We start from the raw sequence: 7,648 nt of genomic DNA, 5'->3' as shown, positions 1-7,648 counted from the left end.
CCCGCCGCTCGGATCATGTCGGCGGCCTTCTCGCCGGTCATGATCGTCGGGCATTGGTATTGCCGCCTGTTATCGATGGCATAATGGACGCATCGGCAATGCGCAAGCCATCAACGCTCATTTTGCAAATGCCCACAGGATGATAGGCCTCACTCCTCCGGCAGGTTGCGAAGCTCCGCGATGACGCTTCTGGCGAATTCATTGATCCGGAGTTCCGGAAAATCCGCTGTCGTGTCGATCAGGGCGTTGACGTCCTTTTCCAGAATACCGATGGTATTAATCAGGGAATAGCCTTCCTTTGCCCAGGAAATTTTATCCAGGTTATCACCGAACCAGGTTCCGCCGGAGCTGCTGCTCGCCACTTCCAGCAAGCGGTCCCGCGGGAAACCGAGCGCGTCGGCGGCATTGAGTATCTCCCGCACGGCAACGACGGAACTTGCCGCCAGCATATTGTTCAGCACCTTGCACATCATGCCCTGACCCAGCGGGCCGAGATGGTTGATCTCGCTGCCCATGGCCTGAAAGGCGGGCATAGCAACGGAAATGACGTCCGGTTCCCCGCCCAGCATAAAGGTGAGGGTGCCATCTTCGGCACGAAAGGGTGCGCCAGACATCGGGGCATCGATAAGCTGCGTTCCGGCGGGGATTATATTTCGCAGGTTTGAGATCATCTTCGGCGACAGGGTGGAGCTGATGATCAGGGTTTCAGGATGGCCTTCGCCGGAGAAAAGGCCGTCCGGGCCAAAGCAAAGTTCCTCCGTCTGAGCCCAGTCACGGACAACCGAGATAATCACCGGGCATCGGGCGGCGAGGGCTTCGGCATTTTCCAACATACGGGTGGAAAAATCGCCAAATTCCCCCGCTGGCCGCACGTCATAGCCATAAACCTCGAAACCAGATTGCTGTAAATTCCTCGCCATCGGCAGGCCCATTTCTCCGCAGCCTGCGACCCCGATTACCGGTTGCCTCACCATTGTGTTCTCCCCCCGATTTTTCAAAACTATACTCGCTTCGGCAGGAAACGTCATCTTTTTCTAATATATATGCGCGGAGGATGACCGTATATTGGCTCCCTCGATCCATAGGAATTGGACCTTTTTAAAAGGCCAATTTTGCATCATGATATGATAACGGAATTTTACGTTTATTGCGATGAGGATAAAACCATGTCTCTTGAACTTGCCAGTGTCTGCCCGCTTGACTGTCCCGATACCTGTAGTTTCACCGTCACGGTGGAGGAGGGGAAGGTCGCGAAGGTGCGCGGCTCCACCGCCAATCCGCTTACCAATGGCGTTGTCTGCAACAAGGTTGCGCGCTACTACCCGGAATTTGTCCATGGCAAGAACCGCCTGACCTACCCGATGAAACGCGTCGGCAAGAAAGGCGGGGAGAAGTTTGCACGCATCTCCTGGGAAGAGGCGCTCGATACCATCCATGAGAAATTCACCGCCATCATTGAGGAACATGGACCGCAGGCGATCATGCCCTATAACTACGCAGGGCCGCATGGCCTGCTGGCGATGGGCTCGATGGACTTGCGCTTCTTTTATCGCTTGGGGGCGTCGATCCTTTTCCGGCGTTCCATGTGCGGCGGCGTGAAATCGGAGGCCTATAAGGGAACTTTCGGCGCGGCGGGGGCGATGCAACCAGAGCAATGCGCAAAATCGAAGCTGATTGTCGTCTGGGGCAATAATGTGACCTATTGCAACCTGCATCTCGCGCCAATTATCAAGAAGGCAAAGGTAGAGGGCGCGAAGCTGGTCGTGATCGATCCAAAACGGATCAAGATCGCGGAGCAGGCGGATATGTATCTTCCCGTTCGGCCGGGCATGGACCTGATCCTCGCCTGGGCCATCGCGGTGGAGCTGGAGCGGATCGGCGGGTTCGATCAGTCCTTTATCGACCAGCATGTGGAGGGCGCCGAAGAGTTCATGGCGGAGGCGCGCAAATTCACCATCGAGCAATCAGCGGAGCTTTGCGGTGTGTCCGCCCAGGATATTCGGGCCTTTGCACAGCTTTATAAGGAGACAGCCCCGGCGGCGATCTCCGTCGGCAACGGGATCGAGCGTAACCGCAATGGTGGCAACGGCATCCGCGCGATCTTCGCGCTGCCGGCGCTTGCGGGGAAATTCGGTGTTGCCGGCGGCGGCATTGTCGGCGGGGCCGGAAACCTCTTTCCTAAAACTCTAAACAAATTGCAACGGCCGGACCTTATCCCGGAGGGAACCCGTACGCTCAACATCATCGATATCGGGCGGCATCTGGTGGAGGAGGATCTCGATATCCCGCTGAAGGGTCTGTTTATCTATAATCATAATCCGGTGATCGTCTCCCCCGATCAGAATGTGACGAGAAAGGGGCTTGAACGGGAAGATATTTTTACCGTAGGCTGCGATGTCGCCATGACGGACAGCATGAAATATTGCGATATCATCCTGCCCGCCGCGACCCATTTCGAGCATGACGATATTTTCTGCGCCTATGGCCAGCCCTATCTGCAACGGGCGGAGCCGGTAATTGACCCGGTCGGGGAATCGCTCCCCAATACGGAGATATTCCGCCGTCTCGCCGCGCGTTTCGGCTTTAACGAGGAAATCTTCAAGGCAACGGACAAGGAGCTGATCGATGACGCCATCGACAATAATGATCCGCGCCTGAAAGGCTTTAAACCCAGCGAAATCCCAGTCGGGACTGCGCTCTCCATGGAGCGGAACGAGGAAGACACGATCCTGTTCCAAAACGCCGTGCCGGGCACGCAAAGCGGCAGGATTGAGCTTAAATCGGGATATCTGAAAGACACATTCGGGGAAGAAATTCCGACCTATCATCCGGTTGAGGATAGCTTTCCGCTCTCCCTCGTCACGCCGTCATCGAACAAGATGATCACTTCCACCTTTGGCGGGGTGAAGGCGAATGACGATGTGCCGGAGCTGGAAATGCATCCCGATGATGCGACGGCGCGCGGGTTCAGCGACGGTATTCAGGTCAAGGTTTATAATGATCTCGGAGAAGTCTTTTTGCCGCTGAAAATAAGTGACAATGTCCGCCCGGGTGTGCTCTATTCGCCAAAAGGATCCTGGTTTAAAACAACGACGAATAACCAGACGGTTTCGGCCCTTGCACCGACATTCAAGGCGGACCTCTCCGAGGGGGCCTGCTTCAACGATTGCCGGGTCGAGGTGGTGGCCGCCTGAGGTTTATGGGAGGCAACATGAGTGACGGTGGTGACAAGAAACTTCATGCCAAGGGCGGCTGCCTTTGCGGGGGTATCCGTTTCGAGATTTATCAGCCGCTTCGCCCTGTCGTCGTCTGTCATTGCAAGCAATGCCGCCAGACGGCGGGATATCTGAACGGCTTCACGGTGGCGCTTCCGGAAAATCTTGTCTTTATCAAGGACGATACCCTGACCTGGTTTGAAAGCTCGGTGGAGGCAAAACGGGGATTTTGCAACACTTGCGGTTCGAGTATTTTCTGGACAGAAAAGAAGGGCGGCAATATGGGCATTGCCCCTGCGTCACTCGATGAGCCGACCGGCCTTGAAACGGCACGCCATATCTTCACAGAATTCGCCGGGGATTACTATGAAATTACCGATGGCCTGCCGCAATATCTCCAAGGTACTCCGCCTCACGTTATTCTTGATTCAACCTGAAATACCGCTGGCCATCAGACCCTGATCTCCGTTAAAAAACAGGGTGTTCAACGGGTGGGGATCAGATGGTTCAGGACGCGCGACAATTTCTAACGGAGCTATTCGAGGTGGCGGTTGCCGCCGCGGATCCGCGCGGAACCCTTGCCCGGCATCTGCCTCCTGTGCCGAAGGGCCGCGCGGTCGTTATCGGGGCGGGCAAGGCCGCGGCCTCCATGGCGCAAGCGGTGGAGGAGAATTGGCACGGCCCGCTTGAAGGCCTCGTCATCACCCGCTATGAGCATGGCCTGCCACTCACAAAAATCAAGGTGGTAGAGGCGGGGCATCCGGTCCCTGATGCGGAAGGGGCGAAGGCCGCCGATGATATTCTCCGCTTGCTTGACGGTCTCACCGAAGACGATCTGGTGCTCTGCCTGATTTCGGGGGGTGGATCCTCGCTGCTGGCCAAACCCGGGGACGGGATCACGCTGGAAGAGAAAAAAGCCGTGACCAAGGCGTTGCTGGCATCCGGCGCCAATATCACCGAGATGAACACCCTGCGCAAGCATCTCTCCGCCATCAAGGGCGGGCGGCTTGCTGTCGCGGCCTATCCGGCGAAGGTGGTGACCCTGATGATTTCCGACGTGCCGGGGGATGATCCGGCGGTGATTGCCTCCGGCCCGACCGTGCCGGATGCGACGACGTCGGCGGATGCGCGCGCGGTTCTTGAAAAATACGGGATCGATATTCCACCGTCTATTGACGCCTATCTGAAGAGCCCGGCATCGGAAACACCGGAGCCGGACCATCCGGCATTTGCAAATGCGCAATCCATCATGATCGCCACGCCGCAAGAATCATTGCAGGCCGCCGCCGACCTTGCCGCTGCAAAAGGGATCACGCCGGTTATTCTCGGCGATCGTATCGAGGGGGAGGCGCGCGACGTTGCCGCCGACATGGCCGCCATCGCCCGGCAGGTGAAGCTGCATGACCAGCCTGCGGCGAAACCCTGCGTCCTGATTTCGGGCGGGGAGACCACGGTGACGGTAAAGGCGAGCGATGGAGAGACAGGGCGCGGCGGGCGCAATGCGGAATTCCTCCTCGCGCTTGCGGATCATCTGGACGGGCTGGAGGGGGTTAATGCGCTCGCCTGTGATACGGACGGGATTGACGGGACGGAGGATAACGCCGGCGCGATCCTCACACCCGATACGCTTGCCCGTGCGCAAGCAAAAGGGCTGGAGGCAAAGGATTATCTCGCCCGGCATGACAGCTACAGCCTGTTCGAGGCGCTTGGCGATCTGATCAAGACCGGCCCGACAAGAACCAATGTCAATGATTTCCGCGCGATCCTGATACGATAGGCACGCGGCACGCAACAGCAGGAGGCATATCATGAGAAAAATTATTGTACTCAGCTTTATTACTCTCGATGGAATCATGCAGGCTCCGGGCGGGCCGGAGGAGGATACCAGCGATAATTTCGAGTTTGGCGGCTGGACCGTTCCCTATTTCGATGAGGTGCTGGGCGCCACGATGGGCGAGCAGATGGGGCGGCCGTTCGATCTTCTGCTCGGCCGGAAGACATTCGATATTTTTGCGGGTTACTGGCCGGAGCATGATAACGAGATCGGCGCCCCCATCAACAACGCGACAAAATATGTGGCCTCAAACACGATTGAAAACCATAGCTGGCAGAAATCGGTGTTTATGAAAGGGGATGTTGTTCGCCAAATCGGCGCCCTGAAAGAAGAGGAAGGGCCCGAACTGCAGGTTCATGGCAGCGCAAATTTTATCCAGACCTTGCTCTCAAATGATCTTGTCGATGAATTCTGGCTCAAGATTTTCCCGATTACACTTGGCAAGGGCAAGCGGTTGTTCGGTGACGGAGCCATGCCTTACGCTTTTAAGCCTTTCGGCACAAAGACCACCCCGTCGGGAGTGATTATCGCGAATTTCCGTCGGGATGGTGAGGTCGAGACCGGCTCATTCTGAGTGTGCAGGCAGGTCGATCGAATTGCCGTTATATCTGCTTGCCCATCAGCACGACGAGAAGGGCGCGCGCCTCCTCCGAGCCGGTGTTTGCGATCTCATGAGGTTGATCGGCGGCATAGCGGGCGGTTTCGCCCGATCCAACCTTTTCCGCCTCGCTGCCCGCCGTAACGGTGAGTTCTCCGCTGAAAACCGTGAGATGCTCCGTCGTCCGGGCCGTATGCGCGTTTGACGTCATCTTGCCGCCTGGCTTGATCGCAACGTCATACCATTCCATATCATTAACAAGGCTCGCGGGCCCAAGTACCTTCAGGCTATACTGCCCTTTCGCGTCATTGAGGACGGGGATCGACGCGCCGCTGACAACGGTCAGGCTATGCGACGGGTCATCGCCGCGCACGATATCGTCAATGGTGACGCCCAACGCCTCGGCCAGCCGCCAGACGGTGGCAAGGGTCGGGTTGGTCTCATTACGCTCGATCTGGGAGAGCATCGACTTCGAGACACCGCAGACCGCCGCGAGCTGATCGAGGGTGAGCTGTTTCTCTTTGCGCAGGCGATTAACGGTCGCCCCGACGGCAGGAGGATTATTTTGTGTGTCTGACATTTTTCCAGTTGACAGGAATTAAATCCAATATAATTTACGAAATACAGTATAACGGATTTTTTTCCAATTGCTAGAAAATAGGTGTCCCATGTTCACAATAGCCAAAACCGAAGCCGCCCGCGGTATCTGGTCCGCGTTTAAAGAGCCCTTGAACGAACCGGCGCGCGGTATGGTTATGGTGGATGTGATCGCGGCCGGAATTTGCGGCACCGACTACCATATCTATAGCTGGGATAGCTGGTCGGCCGGCCGGATCAAGACACCGATGACCATCGGCCATGAATTTGTCGGTCGCATTTCCGCGATTGGGGAAGGCGTGACTGGTTATGCAATCGGTGATCGCGTGTCTGCGGAATGCCACATCTCCTGCGGGGAATGCCATTTCTGCCGGACAGGCAATGCCCATATCTGCGAGAAGACGAGCATTATCGGCGTAGATCGCCCCGGCGCCTTCGCCGAGCAGGTCGAAGTCCCGGCGAGCAACCTCTGGCGGGTGCCGGACGCGATCCCGGATAACCATGCCGCCGTCTTCGATCCTGTCGGAAATGCCATGCATATGGTCGCAACGGCGAAAGTGACGGCACGGAATGTTCTTATTGTCGGCGGCGGCCCGATCGGCCTGTTCGCGGCAGCCATTGCCAAAGCTCATGGCGCGCGGGCGGTGATGTTGCAGGAACCGAACCAGGCCCGGGCGGCGATTGCAAAAAGCCTTGATCTTGATCTCGTCGTTAATCCGCGTGATCCCGATTGTGCCGCGCAAATTCTGGAGATCACGGAGGGGCATGGCCCCGAAGTGGTGCTGGAGGTAAGCGGAAACGGTGTGGCGTTGAATGCCGCGCTCGACATTGCCGCGCCCGGCGCTGTTGTTGCGCTTCTTGGTATTCCGGCGGGGCTGGTCGAGATCGACCTGGGTGCGAAAGTTGTTATGAAAGGCGTCAGCCTGATCGGTGTGACCGGGCGGCGCATGTATGAAACATGGTATCAGGTTGAGGCCTTTATGCTCAAAAATCCGGCCCTGATGGAGAAAGTGATTACCCATGTTCTCCCGGCAACGGATTTCAAGCGCGGCTTTGAGCTGATGGACGAGGGCGCATGCGGCAAGATCGTCCTTGATTTTCAAAAGATAGAGCAAAGATTACCGATATGACAAACAACCTGATTAACCGATTGACGGCGGATCTTGCCGCTGCTGATCAAAACGGAACCTACAAGAAGCTGAAAACCATCGAAGGACCGATCAGTGACCGTATTCGGCTCAAAGATGCGGGCGAGGTCACGCTTATGTCCTCCAATGATTATCTTGGGTTCGCCAATCATCCGGCTGTTGTGGGAGCCGCGCGGGCTGCCCTGTTGAAATACGGAGCGAGCACGGCGTCTGTCCGCTTTATTTGCGGGACGCAGGATGTGCATCAAATTCTTGA

Annotated in this window: 7 protein-coding genes and 2 pseudogenes; 6 read left to right on the top strand and 3 right to left on the bottom strand. The window is 56.9% G+C overall.

Annotation, left to right across the window (positions count from 1 at the left end; genetic code table 11):
- Positions 1-109 (bottom strand): annotated as a pseudogene (locus P1U71_RS18045) (GMC oxidoreductase); the annotation flags it as partial.
- Between the two features lie 40 nt (positions 110-149).
- Positions 150-974: an NAD(P)-dependent oxidoreductase gene (locus P1U71_RS16100; RefSeq protein WP_301106660.1), complete on the bottom strand. Its 825-nt coding sequence runs from the start codon at positions 972-974 to the stop codon at positions 150-152.
- A gap of 192 nt (positions 975-1,166) precedes the next feature.
- Between P1U71_RS16100 and P1U71_RS16095 the strand changes: the two genes are divergently transcribed.
- The 4 genes from P1U71_RS16095 (at position 1,167) to P1U71_RS16080 (ending at position 5,623) form a co-directional block, all read left to right on the top strand.
- Positions 1,167-3,194, top strand: coding sequence for a molybdopterin-dependent oxidoreductase (locus P1U71_RS16095; protein ID WP_301106659.1), 2,028 nt, complete (start codon positions 1,167-1,169; stop codon positions 3,192-3,194).
- Between the two features lie 17 nt (positions 3,195-3,211).
- Positions 3,212-3,652 (top strand): GFA family protein, encoded by a 441-nt coding sequence (locus tag P1U71_RS16090; RefSeq protein ID WP_301106658.1) that lies wholly within the window; start codon positions 3,212-3,214, stop codon positions 3,650-3,652.
- A gap of 65 nt (positions 3,653-3,717) precedes the next feature.
- Positions 3,718-4,992 (top strand): glycerate kinase, encoded by a 1,275-nt coding sequence (locus P1U71_RS16085; RefSeq protein WP_301106657.1) that lies wholly within the window; start codon positions 3,718-3,720, stop codon positions 4,990-4,992.
- Positions 4,993-5,023: 31 nt separating this feature from the next.
- Complete coding sequence (locus P1U71_RS16080; RefSeq protein ID WP_301106655.1) at positions 5,024-5,623, top strand: dihydrofolate reductase family protein; 600 nt, start codon at positions 5,024-5,026, stop codon at positions 5,621-5,623.
- 28 nt (positions 5,624-5,651) lie between these two features.
- Here the strand turns inward: P1U71_RS16080 and P1U71_RS16075 are convergent, their stop codons facing one another.
- On the bottom strand, positions 5,652-6,227 hold the full coding sequence (locus P1U71_RS16075) for a helix-turn-helix domain-containing protein (protein ID WP_301106653.1): 576 nt from the start codon (positions 6,225-6,227) through the stop codon (positions 5,652-5,654).
- An 88-nt stretch (positions 6,228-6,315) separates the two neighbouring features.
- Here P1U71_RS16075 and tdh point away from each other — a divergent pair, with 88 nt between their 5' ends.
- Both tdh and P1U71_RS16065 read left to right on the top strand, forming a co-directional pair.
- Entirely contained in the window at positions 6,316-7,374 is a 1,059-nt protein-coding gene (gene tdh / locus P1U71_RS16070) for an L-threonine 3-dehydrogenase (protein ID WP_301106652.1), read from the top strand.
- Positions 7,371-7,648 (top strand): annotated as a pseudogene (locus P1U71_RS16065) (glycine C-acetyltransferase); the annotation flags it as partial. The gene tdh and the pseudogene P1U71_RS16065, both read left to right, overlap by 4 nt.

This window comes from Sneathiella sp., assembly GCF_029233945.1.
Taxonomy (GTDB): Bacteria; Pseudomonadota; Alphaproteobacteria; order Sneathiellales; family Sneathiellaceae; genus Sneathiella.
Note: the sequence above shows the minus strand (reverse complement) of the source record. Positions and strands in the feature narration are given on the sequence as shown.

What these genes read in the sequence shown, in the direction of transcription:
- P1U71_RS16085 (WP_301106657.1), top strand. Translation starts at nt 3,718, where the DNA reads ATGGTTCAGGACGCGCGACAATTTCTAACGGAGCTATTCGAGGTGGCG.
- tdh (WP_301106652.1), top strand. Translation starts at nt 6,316, where the DNA reads ATGTTCACAATAGCCAAAACCGAAGCCGCCCGCGGTATCTGGTCCGCG.
- P1U71_RS16100 (WP_301106660.1), bottom strand. Translation starts at nt 974, where the DNA reads ATGGTGAGGCAACCGGTAATCGGGGTCGCAGGCTGCGGAGAAATGGGC.
- P1U71_RS16075 (WP_301106653.1), bottom strand. Translation starts at nt 6,227, where the DNA reads ATGTCAGACACACAAAATAATCCTCCTGCCGTCGGGGCGACCGTTAAT.
- P1U71_RS16080 (WP_301106655.1), top strand. Translation starts at nt 5,024, where the DNA reads ATGAGAAAAATTATTGTACTCAGCTTTATTACTCTCGATGGAATCATG.
- P1U71_RS16090 (WP_301106658.1), top strand. Translation starts at nt 3,212, where the DNA reads ATGAGTGACGGTGGTGACAAGAAACTTCATGCCAAGGGCGGCTGCCTT.
- P1U71_RS16095 (WP_301106659.1), top strand. Translation starts at nt 1,167, where the DNA reads ATGTCTCTTGAACTTGCCAGTGTCTGCCCGCTTGACTGTCCCGATACC.